The sequence below is a fragment of the Rhizorhabdus phycosphaerae genome (genome assembly GCF_011044255.1).
Taxonomy (GTDB): Bacteria; Pseudomonadota; Alphaproteobacteria; order Sphingomonadales; family Sphingomonadaceae; genus Rhizorhabdus; species Rhizorhabdus phycosphaerae.
In genome coordinates this window covers 1,599,204-1,617,410 of sequence record NZ_CP049107.1, presented here as the reverse complement: position 1 = coordinate 1,617,410, position 18,207 = coordinate 1,599,204, and the positions used below count along the sequence as shown (strand labels likewise).

The window sequence follows — 18,207 nt, the reverse complement described above, 5'->3', positions numbered from 1 at the left end:
GCGCTCGCCGAGGGGCGAACTGCTGTCTGAAACGTCCGATGGGCTGACAAGGGCCTGGAGGATCGAAAAATTTTCGTCGGGACGTGCTGCGCGTTCGATGGATTTCGCCCCAGGTGCGATGCGAAAGCGACGCGGCGAGCGTGTTTCAGCCGATCATAGAAGGCCGGGCACGTGACGGGAGAAGATAGATGACGGTCTTCTCTGAAAGGTGAAGCGCTCTGAGCGAGGCCATGCTTGATCGAGCGGCTTCATCGGATTCATAGCTGACTGGCAGGCGAGGAGCATACAAAAGAAAAGGGGCGACCTTTCGGCCGCCCCGATCTTTTTGCCTGTCCAGAAGGATCAGGAGATGATGGCGAAGCCGAAGGCGTCCGCTACATCGAAGAAGTCCGCAGCGACGAAGCTCGCCGTGGTCACCGTGGTCACGCCGGTAAGAGCGATCGCCGAGTCAACCGAGCCTTCATCGTTGGCTGCGTTGTAGAACAGATAAGTGTCGGTGCCGACGGTCAGCGCGAGAACCTCACCTTCAGCCACCTCCGCATCGTTGGCATAGTTGAACGCCGCCTCGACGGTGGTGAAGATCAGACCCGGAGCCGAGGTGACGTCGGTGACTTCGTGGCCGATGTCGATCTTGTCACCGGTAGTGAAATCGGTGATGCGATCGGTCAGCGTATCATCGCCGATAGTGGCGATGGCAGCATCGCCACTCTCGAACACGAAGACGTCGTTACCGGCACCGCCAGTGAGGATGTCGATCGTGTCGTTGCCTGCACCGCCGATCAGCGTGTCGTCGCCGGCATCCCCGAGGATGACGTCGTTGCCGCTGCCCACGAGAAGCGCGTTTTCACCGGCGAAACCGCCCCAGATGATGTCGTCATCGGCACCGCCGCGCAGTGAGTCGTTGCCGTCGCCGCCGTCGATCAGATCTTCGCCCTTGTTGCCGTTGACGGTGTCGTTGCCGTCATCGCCACGGATCGTGTCATTGTCGGCACCACCGAAGATGCGGTCGGAGCCACGTCCGCCATCGAGCGTATCGCTGCCGGCATTGCCCTGCAGATAATCCGAACCCTCGCCGCCGGAGATGGTGTCATTGCCGTCGGCGCCGCCGGCAGCGCTCTGACCATAGAGGCGGTCGTTGCCGTCGCCGCCTTCGATGACGTCCGCACCAGCGCCGCCTTCGACGATCGAGGTCGAATCGCTGCCGTTACCCTCGAACACGTCATTGCCGTCACCCAGGGTGATGTTCAGAAGGCCCTCGCTGTCGCTGTCGACCTGGACGCTGTCGTCGCCCGCCCCGGCCGTGATCGTCGCTTCCGGGCTGCCCTGGATATCGATCTGGTCATCACCGGCACCGCCGACGATCACAATCGTGTCATCGGTATCCGAGTCGATCTCGTCATCGCCGGCGCCGCCGTCGATCGAACCGCCGCCAGCCGAGAAAATGAGGTCATTGCCGTCACCGCCCAGGATCGTAACAGCACCGGAGCCGGTGGAATCGATCACGTCGTTGCCGGCGAAGCCATAGATGTACGAGCCATCGTCGTCCGTGCCCAGTTCAAGGACGCCGCCAGGCCCCTGATCGGCGCCATTGGTACCGACCACGAGGGTCGCGCCGCTGCCCGCGATGAAAGAGCTGACGAACTGGATATTCGCGTCCGAGAGGGCTGCACCAGGGAAGGAGAGCGACTTGCCGCCAGCGGTCAGCGTGGTGATGTCAAACGCGTTGCCGCTGTTCGCCACGACGACGTCGGCCGGGGTGAGCGTGCTGCTCGAGAAGGTAAGTACATCGCCTGCCACCAGATTGGCGGCGTCAGCCGACGTCATTGTTTCGAAAGTATAATTAGCCATCATTCACTCCAGTGAGCCCCCGGCCGCATGTGGCGTCGACAAGACAGACAGCGTCCTCGGCGCCGCTTATATCATGATCACGGGACGCGCATAGATATTTTGATTCCGTAACTGCGGGGTAAAGAGCGGTGCCGCAGCCGGGCTTTCCCCTATGCCTCACCGAGGTAGAAGTTGTCCGCGCGCGGGGGCTCCACGCGGATTTCCCAAGTCTCATTTTCTGGGTCGACCGCCCCCGCTCTGCGCGCGGCCGATGGTTCAGCATGGTCGATGGGGCGGTCGGGCAGGGGGCAATGTGGACGATTTTCAAGGGGCGGCTACGCTGGGTCGCTGACGGCTTTCCGGAGGCGATGAGAGGCAGATGGTCCGGGCGGACGTCCCGAGAAGGTCGGCCCTGCGTTGTGCGATATCGTTGGCACAAAAGAAAAGGGGCGGCCCTTCGGCCGCCCCGATCCTTGTACCTGTCCTGATGGATCAGGGAGCGACGGAGGCTTCGACGAAGCTGTCCGTCGTGAGGGTGGTCACGCCGGTGAAGGCAATAGCCGACGTCACGGAACCCAGAGCACCTTCATCGTTGTAGAACAGATAGGTGTCGGTGCCGACGGTCAGAGCAAGCACTTCGCCTGCGTCGAGGTTGGCTTCATCAGCGTAGTTGAAGGCCGCATCGACAGTGGTGAAGATCAGGCCCGGAGCATCGCTGACTTCTTCGACGGTGAAGCCGAGGTCGATGAGGTCGCCGGTCGAGAAATCGGTCACGCGATCGGTAACGGTCTCGTCGTCGATGGTCAGAACGTCGGCGTCGCCTTCGGCGAAGACGAATACGTCGTTGCCTGCGCCGCCGGTCAGGATGTCAACACCCGCACCACCGGTGATCTCGTCATCGCCGGCATCGCCGAGGATGACGTCGTTGCCGTCTTCACCATTGACGATGTCGTCATCGGCACCGCCGCGCAGCGAGTCGTTGCCGAGGCCGCCGTCGATGATGTCGTCACCCTTGTTGCCGTTGACGGTGTCGTTGCCGTCATCGCCGTTGATGGTGTCGTTGTCTGCACCGCCGAAAATGCGATCGCTGCCGTTGCCGCCATCGAGCGTATCCGCGCCGGCGTTACCCTGGATGTAATCCGAGCCGTTGCGGCCTTCGATGATGTCGTTACCGTCGGCGCCACCAGCAGCGCTCTGACCATAGAGACGGTCGTTGCTGCTGCCGCCAGTGATGAAGTCAGCGCCAGCGCCGCCTTCGATGATCGTGGCGCCCGACACGTTGCCCGTGTTGGCTACGTCGTTGCCATCACCCAGCGAAATGTTGAGGAGTCCGTCAGTTCCGAGGTTGGAGTTGACGGTATCGGCACCGGCGCCGCCGGTGATCGTGACGGCCGCGTCGCCGTTAAGAGTGATGGTGTCGTTGCCCGCGCCACCCGTGACGACGACCGAATCCTCATCGGTAGTGTCTTCGCCCAGAGTGACAGAGTCGTTGCCAGCGCCAGCGTCGACAGAACCGCTGCCGTTCAGCGTGATGATGTCGTTGCCGTCGCCGCCGGAGATCGTGCTCGCGCCCGAACCGTCGGAAGCCAGGAAATCGTTACCAGCGAAGCCATAGATGAACGAGCCGTCGCTGTCGGTTTCGACGCCGACTTCATCCCCATCGTTCGTGCCGACCGCGAGGGTCGCACCGCTGCCCGCAATGAACGAGCTGACGAACTGAATGTTCGCGCCCGAGAGAGCCGAACCGGGGAAGGAAAGCGACTTGCCGCCAGCGGTGAGCGTGGTGATGTCGAACGCGTTGCCGCTGTTAGCCACGACGACGTCGGCCGGGGTGAGCGTGCTGCTCGAGAAGGTGAGCGTGTCAGCCGATGTGAAATTGGCGGCGTCGGCCGACGTCATCGTTTCAAAAGTGTAATTAGCCATTAGAACCTCCAGTTGAACCTTACCCGGGCAAGCAGCGCGCAACCTCCCGTGATCCACGAGCGGGAGGCACCCCTTGCCGCCCGCGAACCGATCCCCCACGGCATGGTTCGACGAGCAAGCCCAGCACGTTGCTTAGCCAAGCTTTCTCAACCGCGCAACAGACAAAAGCGCAGCGCAGCATGGCTTTCTTCATGCGCCGCGCCGCTATTTTCTATGGGCACGCCAATGTTCGTGCTGCTGCTGCGTGTCGATTTCCGAAGAAAAATGACGATCGCGCTACAACCGAGGCGATGTTGGGCGCCTGAGCCTCTATTTCCGGGTGTTCCGGCAGATGAGGGTCGTGTCGTTGCTGGGCTGATGCCGCGCCCTCAGCGGCTCCAGTTGCCGAGGTCGATTCCGGTAAGCGCCTCGAATCGGGCAAGATCCGCCTGGTATAGCCCGCGCAGCAGGACGAGATCCTCTGCGGTCAGGCGCGACGGATAGTCGATGTCGTCGCGTGCCGCGCGTACGCTGCGGGGCAGCACGTTCGCCGGTGGGGCGACCCCGAGGAAGGCGCACACCGAGGCGATCGTCCCCGCGGGGTCGGTCCGCAGATCCTCCGATCGCAGGAACAGGCATTGCGTGCGGGGGAAGCTGCGGAGCAGCCGTTCGACCTGGGCACCGTAATAGCCCCGTTCGACATAGCTGAACACGCGATGATGGCCGGGCGCCTGCGGATCGCCGGGCGTCAGCCGCGCGCGGCCCTCGCGAATGCACCAGGCAAAGGGCTCGCGCTCCTTGCGCTTGGCATATTCCATCTTCCAGTGCGACCAGGCCCGTTCGACCGGGTCGCGGAAGATCAGGATCATCCGCATCGCCGGATTATAGCGTGCGATCCGCTCGATCGCGTTCGGCCAGTAGAGGTAGATCGGCGTCGCTTCGCCCCACCGGCCTGGGCGGTCGGGAAACAGCGCATGATAGGCGGCTTCGTCCGGACGGTCCCAGTCCTGCTCCTCGTCGTCGAAGAAATGCGCTTCCTTGACGTCGGGCAGATGAAGGCCGGGCACCTCGCGCAGATATTCGAACAGCGCGCTGGTGCCGCCCTTCTGGACCCCCGAGACGAGGAAATCGACCTTGCGGGTCATCTCAGCGTTCGCGGAGGGCCGTGCGCATGGAATCGGTGAAGGGTTCGAGCAGGAAGTCTATTATCGTCCGCTCCCCCGTCACGATCGCGACGCTGGCCGGCATGCCGGGCGCGAGGCGGACATTGGGGCCAGCCTTTGCGATCTGCTCGGCCGGCACGGTGACCTCGACCAGGAAATGGCTTTGTCCGGTCTTGTCGTTCACACGGGCATCGGCCGACACCAGCGTCACCTTGCCATCGACCGGCGAGACGAGGCGCGGATTGAAGCCGAGCAGCGTGACACGCGCCGGCATGTCGCGGCGCACGTCGGATATGTCGCGCGGGGCGACCTCGGCCGCGACGACCAGCTTGGTGTTCGACGGCACGATCTGCAGCAGCACCTGTCCCGCTCCGGCGATGCCGCCCTTGGTGAACTGGGTCAGGTTGAAGACATAGCCGGCGACGGGCGCACGGATTTCGGTCTGCTGCAGCATCATCTTCGCAGAGCGCAGCTTGGGGTCGGCCTCTGCCAGCTTCTCCTGTGCGGCGCGGATGCCGTCGGCGACCTCGGTCTGGTGTTTGTCCTCGAGCTGCGCGATCTGCAGGCGGACCTGGCCGATCGACTGGCGCGCGCGGGAGATGTCGGACATGGCCGACCCCTTCTGCCCGCGCACCTGGACGGTGCTGCGTTCGAGCGCGAGGAGGCGGCTGTTGGGGGCATAGCCCTGCCGCGCCAGTTCGCGCACGCCCTGAAGCTCTTCGCGGATCAGCTTGCCCTGATCCTCGATCGCGTCGGCCTGGATCTGCAGGCCGGCGACCTGCGTCTGCAGTTGCTGCGCCTGCGAGTTGAGAACCATCGCCTGGCTGCGATAGAGCATCATCCGGGTGTCGAACAGCGCCCGCTGCCCGTCGAGCAGCGCGGCCACGTTCGGATCGGTCGCCGCGCGTGCGACGAGGTCCTGGGGAAAGGTCACTGAAGACGCATTGGCGGCTTCGGCCTGGAAGCGGGCGATCTGCGCACGGGCGCTGTCGACGGCGCTCTGGAAGATGTCGACAGCGGCTTCGGACTGGGTGTCGTCGAACCGGATCAGCAACTGGCCCTGCGCGACCTTCTGGCCCTCGCGGACGAGGATGTCGCGGACGACCCCCGCCTCGAGCCGGCTCAGTGTCTTGCTGTTGTCCTCGACCTTGATCACGCCCTGCGCGAGCACCGCGCCCGAGACGCGGAACACCGACGCCCAGATCAGCAGGACGACGATGAGGATCAGCAGTGCGATACCGCCCTTCGCCATCGGATGGCGCAGCCGGCGTTCGATCTCCGCGTCGCGGGCGGCGAAGGCGGCAGCAGGATCGACCGGCTCGCCCTCGACTGTCTCGCTGGAATCGGGGCGCGCGATGGCGCGGCGCAGGTCGGCGAGCAGCTTCATGGCTTGACCTCCGCCAGAGCTGGGCTTGGCGGCTTGTTCTGCGGGGCCTGTGTCGCCTGAGGCGGGTTCAGCGCGCGCAGCACATCCTCGCGCGGGCCATATTTCTCGATGCGCCCGGCGCGGATCATCATCAGCTTGTCCGCCTGGGAAAGAACGCTCGGCTTGTGCGACACCATAACGATGGTCGTGCCTTTGGCCTTGAGGTTGCGAAGCGCCTCGGCCAGCGCATTTTCGCCGTCGGCGTCGAGATTGGCGTTCGGTTCGTCGAGAACGACGACCTTTGGATCGCCATATAGGGTGCGGGCGAGGCCGACGCGCTGGCGCTGGCCGGCCGACAGGATCGACCCCGCCTCGCCCAGTTCGGTATCATAGCCTTTGGGCAGGCGCAGGATCAGGTCATGCGCGCCGGCCAGTTGCGCGGCGGCGACGATGTCGGCGTCCTGTGCATTGGGCAGAAAACGGCAGATATTGTTACGTACGGTGCCGGCGAACAATTCGGTGTCCTGTGGCTGATAGGCGACATGGCGGCCGAAATCGCTGCGTTCCCAGCTATAGACGTCGGCCCCGTCGAGCCGGACGGTGCCGGTGCCCGGCTTCCAGATGCCGACCATCAGCCGCAGCAGGGTCGACTTGCCCGCGCCCGACGGGCCTATCACGCCGACCATCTCGCCCGGCACGATGATGAAGCTGGCGCCCATCAGGATCGGGGCAGGCGACGCCTTGGTCGTGAAGCTCACGCCCTCGAAAGCGATGCGGCCGGTGGGCGTCGGCAGCTGGGTCGACGGCACCGGCGGCTCGAACTCGGCGAGCACCTTGTCGAGACGCTTATAGGATTGGGAGGCCTCGAACAGCACCTTCCAGGACGCGACAAGTCGCTCGATCGGGGCGAGTGCCCGCGAGGCGAGCAGCATGTTGGCGAACAACAGACCCGAGGCGATGTTGCCGATGATGACGAGATAGGCGCCCACCGCGATCGTCGCGACCTGAATGCCCATGCGGACGAAGCGTATAGCCGCCTGATAGAAGCTGCCCTGATCGCTCGCGACGATGTTCATCCGCTGCGCGATCTGGCGATAGGTGAACCAGGCGCTGCCGAGCATCGGCAGCATGCCGAGCGCGCGGACGATTTCCGAATTACGGAGTGCGGCGTCGGTGAAGGAATAGCTCTTTATAGACGCGCTGCTCGCTTCCTTCAGCGCCGCATGGGTCGCGCGATCCTGCAGGATGGCGAGCAGCAACAGCAGAAATCCGCCGATCGTCGTCACGGCACCGATCCAGGGATCGATGACGAACAGCACGCCCAGGAATATCGGCATCCACGGCAGGTCGAACAGCACGCTCACTGCGGCTCCGCTGATCGCCGCACGCAGCGTGTCGAGGTCACGCAGTGCCTGGGCATGCGATCCGCCGACGCGGCGGACGACCAGATCGAACAGCGCGGCGAAGGTGGGGCTGGCCAGTTCGCGATCGAAGGCGATGCCGAAGTTCGACAGCGTTTGCGTGCGATAATGGTCCAGAATGCTCGAGACCAGGAACACCACCAGCGCGCCAAAGGTCAGCACCAGCAGCGTCGACCCGCTATGGCTGGCCAGCACGCGCGAGTAGATCTGGTTGGTGTAGATCGGGAGCGCAAGGAACAGCAGGTTGCTGAACAGGCTGAACAGTGCGGCGGCCGCGAAGGCACGCTTGCCCTTGGCCAGGGCATCGTTGATCATGTTCTTCTGGAGCAGGGCGGAAATCATCGCGCAGTCATTCCCGTTTGCGGCGTCCGCCGATATTCGCGAGCTGGCCGGCCTGATATCATCCCGGCCGCCGGGCGGCTAAATCTTTTCATTGCGGATCCGAGGGGCGGGGCGGGGGATTGCCATAGTCGCCGAGCAGCGCCGGTATCTCCTCGGCAGAGATCAGGCGACTCTTGCTGATCGGAGTCAGCGGATCGGTTACCACGCTCGGTGGCGGCGTGGGCGGCAGATCGAGCTGGCCAGTCGGCTTCGGTTGCTTGGCGCCGCGCAGGTCGGGCTTCGGCTTCGCATTCGGGCTGGCCGATCCGACCCGGTCGAGCAGCATCACGACGGGTTCTGTCGGCGAAACGCCGCGCCAGCGCACCTTGCGGAATTCCTCGTCGGGATCCTTGGCCGGTATCGCCGAGTTCACCGTGCGCGCATCCAGTCGGCCCATCGCGAGCAACAGGGATGCGCGCGCGACATATTCATTGTAGCGGTTCGACAGCAGCCCCAGCTGCGCCGAGGCCAGCTCCTGCTCCGCGTTGAGCACGTCGGTCGTCGTTCGCAGCCCGTTCTGCTCCTCCAGCCGCATGCCGGCGAAGGTAACCTGGGCGGCCTCGACCTGCCGGCGACCCGCGGTGACGGCGATGCGGGCCGAGCGCAGCTGGTTCCATGCGACGACCACATCCTGCAACGCCTGCCGCCGTTCGCCGTCGAGCGCGGCCTGGGCGGCGCCATTCTGGTCCTGGGCCTGGCGGATGCGCGACTGGATCGCGCCGGCCTGGAAGATCGGCTGGGTGATCGTGATCTGCGCCTGGACGTCGGTGCGCAGCTGGCGACTGTCATAGGGCGACAGCGGCCCGAGCTTGCCGGCCGAGGCGGAGATGGTCGCCTGTGGCCGCTGATTGCCGCGCTGCGCCGCGACATTGGCGCGCGTCGCCTGCTCGTTATAGCGGGCGGCGGCGAGATTGGCATTTTCCTCGTCGGCGATGGCGAAGGCCTCGTCGACGCTCTCGGGCAGCCCCCCAAGATCCGGCAGCGGCTGAAGGTCACGCGGCTCACGGCCGACGACGAGCAGATATTGGCCCCGACTCACGGCCAGCTGCGTCTCCGCAGCAGCCAGCTGCAGCTCGCCTGCGGCAAGGCGCGCATCGGCCTGGGCCACGTCGGTTATGGTCGCGTCGCGCACATTGCGCCGCGCGCGGCGTTCGGCCAGCTGCTCGCGAAGCGCTGCGACATTCTCCTTCGAGACCTCGAGCCGCTGCTCGTCGCGCAACACAGCGCCATAAACTTCGATCACGCGCTGAACGGTTTCGCCTTCGACCCGGCGCAATATTTCCTGGCTCTGTTCGACATTGGCCCGGGCTTGGGCGATCGCCCCACGGACGCGCCCACCGGTATAGACAGGCTGGCGGACGCTGACGCTCAATTCGCCTTGATTGGTATCGCCCGAGCGGCTGCCGAATTTTGGCCCCAGTTTCTGGTACTCGTAGGAGCCAGTCGCCGTGACCGAAACGGTCGGCCCATATTGTCCGCGGGTCTGGACGTAGGTCTCGTTGGTCGCCTTCTGCCGGAAGCGCTGCTCGACGAGTGTCGGGTTGCTTGCGTAGGCCGCTTCCACCGCGTCCATCAGCGTCTCAGCCATGGCGATCGAGGGTGTCGTCGCGAACGTAAGACCGAGAAGCGAACCGGCCATCAGGCGCGTTCGACCGATTGCGTTGGAAGATCGACGGGGGCTGCGCTGTCTTATGAGGATCATCCAGTTTGCCGTCATTTCATCGACGGCTCCTATCCCAGGCCCGCCGCTGGTGCCGGGCCGCCCCCATAGCCGCCTGTGCGCGTGAGTCAATCACGACGAGACCCTTGCTGCAGCCTTAACGGCTTGCGTTTGAATGTGGCTTCTTCCTAAGAGGCAGGACCGGCGCGGCCGGCCGCAACCGCCCCGCGGCACCATCGATCAAGAGTCTTTCGCCATGCGCGCTCCCGATTTCGTCCCCACTCTCCTCATGGTAGCGCTTCCGGGATGATAGGCGGCTATTGGCAGCGGCGGACGGTCAGGCGGGCCTTTCGGAAGGCGAGCGCCGCGCGCGATGCGCGTGACTGGCGCACCGCCGCCCGGCACTATCGCCGCTTCCTTGCCGCCCGGCCTGGTGATTTCGCGATCTGGGTGCAACTCGGCCATATGCTGGCAGAGGCCGGCGACCTTGGAGAGGCCGACGCAGCCTATCGCAGGGCGGCGGAGATCGACCCGCAGGACGCAGACCTCGCGCTCTGCCGCGGACATCTGGAGCGCCGGCGCAGCAATATCGAGGGTGCGCTCGATTTCTATCGGAAAAGCTTCGAGCTCGACGGCAACGACCATGCCGCACGCGCGCTTGCCGAACTCGCCCCGCCCCCGGAAGAACCCGAAACCGAACCCGAACCCGAAGTTGGGCCCGAACCGGAGCAATCCGATGCCGATGGTGACAGCACGACGATAGACTGCGCCGCCGACGAGGTGCTGCATAGCGAGGAGGAAAGTGCTGCTCTCCAAGAGGAGGGCGCAGAGCCGGAGGCCCCGCCCGCCTGGGGCGGGCGAATCGAGGGCTGGTATCTGCGTGGCGTTTCGGGCGTCTTGTTCGAGACCGAGGATGAGCAGCCCTGGGTCGAGTTTCGCGAGGGCCAGCGCCTTGTGGGTCAGGCGACGCCGAGCCGACGTGACGACGGCATGCTGGAATTCCGCACCGTGCTCGATGTCGAACTGGGCGATAATGGGGAGGGGGCGGAGGTCCTCGCGCGGCGCATGCCCGACGGTGCGACGCTGGAGCCCGGCCCGATCATCCTGTTCCCCCCCTCGCGCCACCCCGAGGATCATGCGGTCGCCTGGTCTCTGCCTTCCGTCACGGTGAAGCCCTTTGTCGGCGATCCGCGCGGCGAGGTGGCGCTGTTCGTCACCCATTCGCGCAGCGGCAAGGTCAAGCCGCACGTCCTGCCTTATATCCGGGCGCTCAAGGCGGCGGGTCTGTCCGTATGCCTGATCGCCTCGGTCGACCGGCCGCTCGACCCTGCGCCCGAGTTGCTCGACCTTGTCGACGGGATGCTCGTGCGCCGCAATGGCGGCTATGACTTCGCCGCTTGGGCGCATGCGCTGAAGCTCGACCCGCGTCTCTATGGTTCGTCGACCCTGTATCTGGTCAACGACAGCGTTCTGCCGGCGGCCGATACGGGCCGAATTGCTACGCTGGTGGAGCAGGTGCGGGCGAGCGAGGCCGATCTGGTCGGTCTGACCGAAAGCCATGAGTGGCGCTGGCATGTGCAGAGCTATTTCCTCGCCGTGAAGAGCCGGTTCCTCTCGTCGCGCGCGTTCCACGGCTTCATGGACGATGTCCGCCTGCTGACCCGCAAGGATCATGTCATCCGCGCCTATGAAGTTCGCCTCGCCGAACTGGCCGAGGAGAGCGGGCACAGGGTGGATATCCTCTACCCCAGCGCTACGGCGATCAATCCGACCCTGTTCGGCTGGCGCGCGCTGATCGAGGCGGGGATGCCGTTCGTCAAGCTGCTGCTGCTGCGCGGTCAGTTCGACGCGATCGACATAGACGGCTGGCAGGACGTCCTCGCCGCGCATGGCTTCGACGCGGCGCTGGCGGAAGCGGTGATCGCTGCTGCCGCCGAAGAAGGTCCGGTGGACGATGGCGGCCGCCTGCTGGCGCGGCGCCTGCCGGAGCGGGCGGCAGGGGCCGATGAGAGGCTCAAGGTCGCGTTCTTCGGTCCGTGGAACTATGACAATGGGCTGGGCTCGGCAAGCCGTGGGATCATCGCTGCGTTGCGGGAAACGGGCGTCCGCCTGAACCTGCACCCCGTCCACAAGGCCTTTCACGTCCACAAGCCGCTGACCCCGCCCGTCGACATCGTCGACTTTGCCGGGCCGGCCGATATCGCCATCGTGCATCTCAACCCCGACAGCTGGCATCTGCTGACCGACGACCAGCTTGCAGCGATTGGGGCGGCCCGAAAGCGGATCGGCTATTGGGTGTGGGAGATGGGGCATATCCCGCCTGCCTGGCGCCGCAATTTCGGCGCGGTCGATCGCATCTGGGCACCGAGCCGCTATTGCGCCGATGTCTTCGCCGCGGGCGGAGACGTTCCGGTCGACGTCGTGCCGCACGTCGTCCCGCTCGCGGAGACCTCGCTGGTCGATCCGGGCGCCAGTCGTGAGCGGCTGGGCTTGCCCGCCGATCGTCGGACGATCCTCTATATCTTCGATGGGTCCAGCTATCTCGTGCGCAAGAATCCGGCGGCGCTGGTGCGGGCTTTCGCAGCGTCAGGGCTGGCCGAGCGCGGATGGTCGCTGGTCCTCAAGACCAAGCATTTGCTCGATCGCCCCGAAGAGGGCGAAGCGCTGCGCTCGCTGGCCGATGAAACCGACGGCGTCGTTCTGCTGGACCGGTCGATGACGGCGGACGAACTCGCCGAGCTGGTCGCTGCAGCCGACATCTATGCCTCGCCGCATTGTTCGGAAGGCTTCGGCCTGACGGTTGCCGAGGCGATGGCGATGGGCAAGCCCGTTGTCGCGACCGATTTCGGCGGAACCCGCGACTTTCTGGACGCGGAGAGCGGCTGGCCGGTTCGGGCGCATGGCTGGACGCTCGATCAGGATTTCGGCCATTATACCGTCGGCGGGAGCTGGGCCCGGATCGATGAGCCGGCACTGTCGCTGGCTCTGACGCAGGCGGCCGAGGCCGTCGAGGCCGGCGACTCCGGCAAGGGCGTTGCAGCGCGGGCGCGGATCGCCGGGCAGCTTTCGCAGGCGGCGGTGGCGGAGCGGATCCGCGACAGCTTCGCACGGCTGCGCACGGAGCCCGCCGAAGGGCGCGGCCTGACCTTTGCGGTCAACGGGCGTGCCGGCATGCCAGCCGAGCGCGTGGCGTTCGGCGAAGGGCTGCACATGGTGCTGCTCGCGCCCGACGGTGCCTATGACGCGGCCGTCCCGCCCGAATTGCCCGATGATCCGGATGCATGGGTCGTGCTTGCCCCGCGCGGCAGCCGGCTCGCGCCGATGTTCGAGCGGGCGTGGCGTGATGCGATGCAGGCGCGGCCCGATGCGGGCATATTCTATGGCGACGACGTTGCGGCTGAGGCAACGCGCCCGATCGATCAGTTGCGTCTCAAGCCCTGTTTCGACGTCACGCTTCTGGCGGCGCAGGATTATATCGGTGCGCCGCTGATCGTGCGGGCTTCGGTGCTTCGCGAGATCGGTCTCGACCCGGCCATGGGCAGCGCCTTGCTCGACGATCTGCTGATGCGTGCGCATCATGCCGGTGTTTCGATCGCCCGGATCGCGCAGGTCCTTCTGTGCCATCCGGCCGAAAGACCGCAAGCCGACCCCATCGTCCGGCGCCGCATGCTCGAGCGCCTGCCGCACTATCGCGATCATGGCTTCGTGGCGGGGCGGGCGCCCGACACGTTGCTGCAGCGGCGTCGTTTCGGCAAAGTCTTTCCAGATGTTTCGCTCGTCATTCCGACGCGCCGCAGCCGCGTTCCGGACAGCCGGACCACCTATGTCGAGCGCCTGCTGAAGGCGGTGGCGAAGGTCGACTGGCCGATGGACCGGCTGACGGTGATCGTCGGCGACGATATCGCGGGGGAGCCGGCCTGGGCAAAGCGCGACTGGCCTTTCGTCCTGCGTCGGATCGAAACGCTGCGCGCCGTGGACGAACCGTTCAACTATGCCGCGAAGATGAACCGGCTGTGGCGTGAGGCGACCAGCGAGCAGATCGTCCTGATGAATGACGACCTTCAGCCGGTCGAGGGCGGCTGGCTGCGGGCGCTCATCGGCTTCTCGATGGACGAGGATGTGGGCGGAGTCGGCGGGCGCCTGCTCTATGCCGACGGGCGGATGCAGCATGCCGGCATAGCGCCGCTGTTCGGGGCGGTCGCGCACCCCTGGGCAGGCCGCTCGACCGATCGCGCCACCTATCAGGATTGGGCATCGGTGCAGCGCGAATGGTCTGCGGTCACCGGGGCCCTGTTCGCAACGCGCCGTTCCCTGTTGGAGCGGATCGGCGGCTTCGACGAGCAGTTCACGCTCGAATATAACGATATCGACATGTGTCTGCGGATGCGGGCGCTCGGCCTTCGCATCATCTGCACGCCCGATGCGGAGATGGTCCATGCCGAAAAGGCTTCGCGCGGCGAGATGCCGGCTGGGGGCGACCAATATGCGTCCTTCATGCAGCGCTGGAAGCCGTGGCTTGCGCAGGATCCATCCTGGCACCCCGGCCTGCGCTGGGACAGTTTCGAGGTCATGCCGGTCGACGACCGCGATGCCTGGTATCGGTGATATCCGCCCGGATGTCGGGGCTGTGCCCGGCGCCGGACGCAGGCTAAGGCTGTCCGATGGTCGAGGAAAGAACAGCGAGCGCCGATGACGGTCAGGCGGTGGTCTTGCCGCCCCGTTTCGACGAGACCGAGTATCGGGCACGCAATCCGGACCTGGCGATCGGGCCGGCGGAAGCCGAAGCCCATTATCTGGCCGAAGGGCGCGCGCGGGGGCTTGTCGCCTCTCCACTCGCCTTGCGCGAAAATCTGATTGCGATGGTCGCCGACGGGCGGTCGGTCCTCGAGATCGGGCCCTTCTGTAATCCGCTGCTCAAGGGGCCGTCGGTTGCCTATCTGGACGTGCTTGACGCGGACCAGTTGCGCGCGCGGGCGCGGGAGATCGGGCTCGATCCGGAGGGATGCCCAGCGCACATCGATTATGTCGGTGGCCTGGAACAGGTGAAGCGGCGCTTTGACGCTGTCATCAGCAGCCATGCGATCGAGCATCAACCCGACCTGATCCACCACATGCAGCAGATCGAGCGCATCCTTGAGCCGGATGGCCTGTTCTGCCTGATCATTCCCGACAAACGCTATTGTCTCGACCATTTCCTGCCCGAAAGCACGATCGCCCAGGTGCTGCAGGCGCATCGCGACCGCCGGCGGACGCACAATCTGGCAAGCATCGTCGAACATGTCGCGCTGACCACGCATAATGACAGCCATCGGCACTGGGCAGGGGATCATGGCGATCCGCTGCCGCGCGACCGGGCGGCGCGGCTGGCCAAGGCAATGCGCGATCATGATTTCGCGCTGGGCCGCTATGTCGATGTGCATGCCTGGTATTTCACGCCCGACCGCTTCGCCGAGATCGTCGGTGCGCTGGGGGCGCTGGGACTGGTCGGGCTGGAGGTCGCAGGCGTCTACGATACGGCACATGGGCGCAACGAATTCTGTGCCGTGCTGCGACTGTCCCCCGAGGCGCGGCGTCTGGCACCGAGCGCCGATCGGCCGCTCGAAATCATGCTGATCCAGTTTATCGGGCAAGGCGAGGAGGATAGCGCCGCGCAGGCGGCGACGGCCGGCACGATACAGGCCTTTGCGCGGCGGCATGGCTATCGGTACGAACTGGGCCTTGGCACGCAATCGGTCTTCGATCTTCTGTCGGACGCAGTCGCCCGCCAGCACGGCGACTGGGCGGTTTTGTTCGGGCCCGACAGCTTCATCGGCAGCGCAGATTTCGATCTGACTTCCTATCTCGATGGGCAGAACCGGCCGCTCGTCATCCTGTCACAGGCCGGGATGCCAGCGCTGGGTCGCGGGGCCGGGGCGCCCTGGCTGCTCAACCTGGCCCATCGCAGCGCGCGCGCCTTTCTCGGCGCGCTTGGCCAGCGGGATAGCGACGACGTGGATATTGCAGCGATCGCGCAGGCGGTCGGCGGCGCCGATGCTGTGCGAATCGAGCAGGAGGCCATTCTCGGCGGCCGGCACGCCGCTTTCGTCCGCTGCGCGGCAGGCGATGCTGTTCGACTCGAGGACCTGGCCCTGGCGGTTCGCACGGCGCTTGTGGCGGGTGGAGACGCCGCAGCGGCGCCAGCGCCAACACCGTCTGCGGGACGCTGGGCCGCTCGCTTTTTCCATCCGGCGGGCCGTCTTGCGCCGCTGGTCGAAGCGCCCGCGGCCACACCGGATAGGGTCGGTGCGCAAGCGCTTCGCGATGCGTGGGTCCGGATGGGCGGACCGGCGGAGATCGATCGCCTGCCCGCGCGGATGCTGCCGCTGGCCGACCTGCTGGCACGGGGCGATGACGAGGGGCTCGCCTCGGCGCTTGCGGCGTTCGGCCGATCCTCGGCCGCGCAAGGGTGGTTGGGTGGAGATCGCCAGCACGACCGCGCCCGCGATCCCGGTTTCGCCGAGCAACTGGCGCGCTGGACCCATGACAAGCTCGTCTCGCTCGCCGAAGCGGTGGGATGTCTGAGGGTCGAGAATCCCGAGACGGGGCCCTGGGGCGTTACGGCGCAACGCGATCCCGCCGAACTTTTCGCCGCCATCGAAACCGCCTTGGGTGCCGACCTGTCACCCCCGCCGAACATCGGCGCCTATCTCGGTATCGCCGTCGGCGGGGGCAGGGTGGTCCATATGCGGATGCTGGACGCGGTCTATGCCGCATGGCGTGTGCGACAGCTTCAGGAGCAACTGGCGGATGCCAGCGGGACTGAGGCTTTCGCTGTCGGAGAGATCGGGGGCGGGATCGGCCTCAACGCCTTCTACGCCGGTCGGCTGGGGCAGCCACCCTATCGCCAGTTCGGCAGCGCCACTGCTGCGGTTATTCAGTCCTATGTCACGGGGACGGCGCTGCGGGATGTTGCCCCCGGCGACCTGCGGCAGTCACGGCTGGACCTGCTTCTGAACTGCGACTCCCTTCCCGACATGGCAGAGGAGGATGCTCTGGCGTGGCTGGCGGCGGCGCAGGGTGCGCGGGTGACACATGTTCTGAGCATCAATCAGGAGGTGGCCGCACCGGGCCTGCACGCCGTGGCGGAGCTGATCGAAAAGGCGGGCGGCTATGCCCTGATCAGCCGGCACCGCCACTGGATGCGGGCGGGCCATGTGGAAGAGCTGTATCGGCGGATCTGAGGGGCTCACCCGGTTTTTGATCCGTTCTGGATGAGATAACCCTCTCATAAGCTTGCATCCTTCGAAACGGCTGCCCCAATGCGCCTTGGTCCGGCGTTTCGCCGGTGAGAGGAGAGAAGATGGCAGTCACGCGCGAGCAGGTGATCGACGCCTACCGGCTTATCCTGGGGCGGGATCCCGAGAGCGAGGCCGTCGTGGAGGGCTTCCTCAATGTACGGGACTGGCAACAGCTGCGGGATATCTTCTTCGGCAGCCAGGAGTTCGCCTTGAAGAATGGCGCCGATGGGCATCACGCCCTTCCGGTCGGCCGCTATCTGGACGTGCGTGAAATCGACGTCGACCTGCGCTGCTCCGGGAAGCAGCTTCAGCAGATGTTCGACCGCATCGGTGCCGAGTGGAAGAAATTCGGGGAGACCGAGCCGCATTGGTCGGTCCTCGTCAGCGATGACTTCAGGCAAGAGAATCTCGCCGAGAATATCGAGCGCTTCTATGCCAGCGGAAAGCCGGACATCGATATCCATCTGAACTTCCTGCGACGCAGCGGCCTCTCGACGCACTTCCGCCGGGCGATGGACTTTGGCTGCGGCGTCGGCCGGTTGTCGTTGGCGCTCGCGGCGCATGCGGACGCGGTTGTCGGCGTCGACATATCGCCGCCCCACCTGGCGCTTGCCCGCGAAAGGGCCGGCACCGTCGCAGCGGGGAATGTGACGTTCGAGGCGATCGGATCGGTCGATGATCTCGCTGGCCTGGGTCTGTTCGATCTGGTCATCAGCCGGATCGTCCTCCAGCATAACCCGCCGCCCGTGATGGCCGCGATCTATCGCCGCCTGCTCGACGCACTGACGCCAGGGGGCGTGGCGATCGTGCAGATGCCGACCTACATCGTAGGGCAGCGTTTCGCGGCGGAGAGCTATCTATCGAGCGAGCAGCCGGCGATGGAGATGAACGCGCTATCCCAGGACCGGATATTCGAAATCATCGACGCTGCAGGATGCGTGCCGGTCGAGATACGTGAAGATGGGGCGGCAGGCGGCAACGCAATCAGCCATACGATCGCGGTTCAGAAAAGACGGTGATCGGTAGCGGCAACGGCCTGTGGTAGGCGATCACGCGATTTGCCAAGGGGTTGTGGGCCGTTGGTGGTCGATCAGATCTCGATCTCCAGCTCTCATGGTCCTGGAGTAACGATCATCAGCGACGCGCTCGGCGAATGTTTCTATCGACACTCACTATAGTATATGTGGCAACCAATCTGATAATCAGAAAC

At 65.4% G+C, this 18,207-nt stretch carries 10 protein-coding genes; 4 read left to right on the top strand and 6 right to left on the bottom strand.

Annotation, left to right across the window (positions count from 1 at the left end):
- Positions 1-342: 342 nt before the first annotated feature.
- Positions 343-1,824 carry a calcium-binding protein gene (locus G6P88_RS07370; RefSeq protein WP_165322569.1) on the bottom strand — a complete coding sequence of 494 codons (1,482 nt, stop codon included), beginning with the start codon at positions 1,822-1,824 and terminating at the stop codon, positions 343-345.
- Positions 1,825-2,319: 495 nt separating this feature from the next.
- Positions 2,320-3,750 (bottom strand): calcium-binding protein, encoded by a 1,431-nt coding sequence (locus G6P88_RS07365; RefSeq protein WP_226946766.1) that lies wholly within the window; start codon positions 3,748-3,750, stop codon positions 2,320-2,322.
- A 179-nt stretch (positions 3,751-3,929) separates the two neighbouring features.
- Here G6P88_RS07365 and G6P88_RS20420 point away from each other — a divergent pair, with 179 nt between their 5' ends.
- Positions 3,930-4,055: a hypothetical protein gene (locus G6P88_RS20420; protein ID WP_282097782.1), complete on the top strand. Its 126-nt coding sequence runs from the start codon at positions 3,930-3,932 to the stop codon at positions 4,053-4,055.
- Positions 4,056-4,118: 63 nt separating this feature from the next.
- Here the strand turns inward: G6P88_RS20420 and G6P88_RS07360 are convergent, their stop codons facing one another.
- The 4 genes from G6P88_RS07360 to G6P88_RS07345 all read right to left on the bottom strand — a co-directional run bounded on the left by G6P88_RS07360 (position 4,119) and on the right by G6P88_RS07345 (position 9,699).
- Positions 4,119-4,874, bottom strand: a complete 756-nt coding sequence (locus tag G6P88_RS07360) for a sulfotransferase domain-containing protein (protein WP_165322568.1) — start codon at positions 4,872-4,874, stop codon at positions 4,119-4,121.
- A gap of 1 nt (position 4,875) precedes the next feature.
- Positions 4,876-6,279 carry an HlyD family type I secretion periplasmic adaptor subunit gene (locus tag G6P88_RS07355; protein ID WP_165322567.1) on the bottom strand — a complete coding sequence of 468 codons (1,404 nt, stop codon included), beginning with the start codon at positions 6,277-6,279 and terminating at the stop codon, positions 4,876-4,878.
- Positions 6,276-8,021: a type I secretion system permease/ATPase gene (locus G6P88_RS07350; protein ID WP_165322566.1), complete on the bottom strand. Its 1,746-nt coding sequence runs from the start codon at positions 8,019-8,021 to the stop codon at positions 6,276-6,278. Before G6P88_RS07350 ends, G6P88_RS07355 begins: the two co-directional genes overlap by 4 nt.
- Positions 8,022-8,109: 88 nt before the next feature.
- Positions 8,110-9,699 (bottom strand): TolC family outer membrane protein, encoded by a 1,590-nt coding sequence (locus tag G6P88_RS07345; RefSeq protein WP_165322565.1) that lies wholly within the window; start codon positions 9,697-9,699, stop codon positions 8,110-8,112.
- Between the two features lie 327 nt (positions 9,700-10,026).
- On the opposite strand from G6P88_RS07345, the gene G6P88_RS07340 reads away from it, so the two are divergent.
- From G6P88_RS07340 to G6P88_RS07330, 3 genes are all read left to right on the top strand, one after another.
- Positions 10,027-14,325, top strand: coding sequence for a glycosyltransferase (locus G6P88_RS07340; protein WP_165322564.1), 4,299 nt, complete (start codon positions 10,027-10,029; stop codon positions 14,323-14,325).
- Between the two features lie 56 nt (positions 14,326-14,381).
- Positions 14,382-16,940, top strand: coding sequence for a methyltransferase domain-containing protein (locus G6P88_RS07335; RefSeq protein WP_165322563.1), 2,559 nt, complete (start codon positions 14,382-14,384; stop codon positions 16,938-16,940).
- A 119-nt stretch (positions 16,941-17,059) separates the two neighbouring features.
- Positions 17,060-18,016, top strand: a complete 957-nt coding sequence (locus G6P88_RS07330; protein WP_165322562.1) for a class I SAM-dependent methyltransferase — start codon at positions 17,060-17,062, stop codon at positions 18,014-18,016.
- Positions 18,017-18,207 lie beyond the last annotated feature (191 nt).